Source organism: Halomonas sp. 707D4, assembly GCF_024158685.1.
In the GTDB taxonomy this organism is placed as follows: domain Bacteria; phylum Pseudomonadota; class Gammaproteobacteria; order Pseudomonadales; family Halomonadaceae; genus Vreelandella.
In genome coordinates this window covers 1-1,746 of record NZ_JAMZBD010000568.1, presented here as the reverse complement: position 1 = coordinate 1,746, position 1,746 = coordinate 1, and the positions used below count along the sequence as shown (strand labels likewise).

The 1,746-nt window shown below is 67.6% G+C and carries 1 protein-coding gene; it reads right to left on the bottom strand.

Going from position 1 to position 1,746, the window contains the following annotated elements; all coding sequences use genetic code 11:
* The coding region (gene purL, locus BIS11_RS16650) for a phosphoribosylformylglycinamidine synthase (RefSeq protein WP_253586597.1) at positions 1-1,746 on the bottom strand (1,746 nt) is incomplete at both ends.

Here is a 1,746-nt window from a genome sequence, read left to right as displayed (position 1 = left end):
GTTGGTCACCGCACGGGTGACGCGCTCCGGGTGCGGCATCATGATGGTGACGCGGCCGTCCGGCGTGGTCAGGCCCGTGATGCCCGAGGGCGAGCCGTTGGGGTTGGCCGGGTAGCGCGTGGTGACCTGGCCGTAGTTGTCGATGTAGCGCAGCGCGATCTGGCTGGATGACTGCATCTGGCGCAGGTGGGCGCTGTCGCGGAACGCCGCGCGGCCCTCGCCGTGAGCCACGGCGATGGGAAGCGTCGAGCCCTCCATGCCGGAAAGCAGGATCGACGGGCTCTTCTCCACGCGCACCATGGCCACGCGCGCCTCGAACTGCTCGGACTCGTTGCGCAGGAATTCCGGCCAGTTCTCGGCGCCGGGAATCAAGGGCTTCAACTGCGAGAGCATCTGGCAGCCGTTGCACACGCCGAGGCTGAAGGTGTCCTCGCGGGTGAAGAACGCCTGGAACTGCTCGCGGGCGCGCTCGTTGAACAGGATCGACTTCGCCCAGCCGCCGCCGGCACCGAGCACGTCACCGAAGGAGAAGCCGCCGCAGGCGACCAGCCCCTTGAACTCGTCGAGCGCCACCCGCCCTTCGAGAATGTCGCTCATGTGCACGTCGACGGCCTCGAAGTTGGCCTTGTCGAAGGCCCAGGCCATCTCGACCTGACCGTTGACGCCCTGCTCGCGCAGCACCGCCACGGCGGGTCTGGCGGTATTGACGAACGGCGCGCTGACGTCCTCGTTCACCTCGAAGCTCGGCGTCGCGGAGAGACCCGGGTCGCGCAGGTCCATCAGGTTGTCGAACTCGTTCTTGGCGCACTCGGGATTGTCGCGCAGCGCCTGCAGACGGTAGCTGGTCTCGGACCAGGTACGCTGGGTGAGCTGGCGGGTGGTTTCCAGAAGCGGCTCCTCGAACAAGGTGACGCGCACCTGATCGTCGTAGCGCGGACGCGCGATCACGCCGCAGGTCTCGATCCCGGCCACGGCGAACTGGGTCAGCACCTCTTCGGTGTGCGCTCGGTTGACCTGGATCACGGCACCCAGCTCTTCCGAGAACAGCGCGTTGAACGCCTGGACCGGCTCGTCGATCAGCCAGTCGAGCTTGATCTCGAGCCCTGCGTGGGCGGCGAACGCCATCTCCAGAAGCGTCACCAGCAGACCGCCGTCGCTTCTGTCGTGGTAGGCCAGAAGCTTCCCGTCGCGGTTGAGCCCCTGGATCACCTCGAAGAACGCCCTGATGTCCTCCGGGTCGTCGACGTCCGGGCACTCGTCGCCGAGCTGGCCGTACACCTGGGCCAGGGCCGAGCCGCCGAGGCGGTTCTTGCCGCCGCCCAGGTCGATCAGGATCAGGTCGGATTCGTCCTGCTCCATGTCGATCTGCGGGGTGAGCGTGGCGAGCGCATCGGTGACCGGCGCAAAGCCCGTCACGATCAGCGACAGCGGCGAGGTGATGCTCTTCTGCTCCGCCTCGCCCTTCGCGCTTTCGCCCTGCCAGGCGGTGTGCATCGACATCGAGTCCTTGCCTACCGGCACGGCGATGCCAAGCGCCGGGCAGAGCTCCATGCCGACGGCGTAGACCGCGTCGTACAGCGCCTGATTTTCACCGGGCTGGTCGGCCGCACTCATCCAGTTGGCGGAGAGCTTGATGTCCGAAAGCTTGGCGATCGGCGCGGCGGCCAGGTTGGTGATCGCCTCGGCGACCGACAGTCTCGCGCTCGCCGCCGGGTCGATCAGCGCCACCGGCGCGCGCTCGCCCAT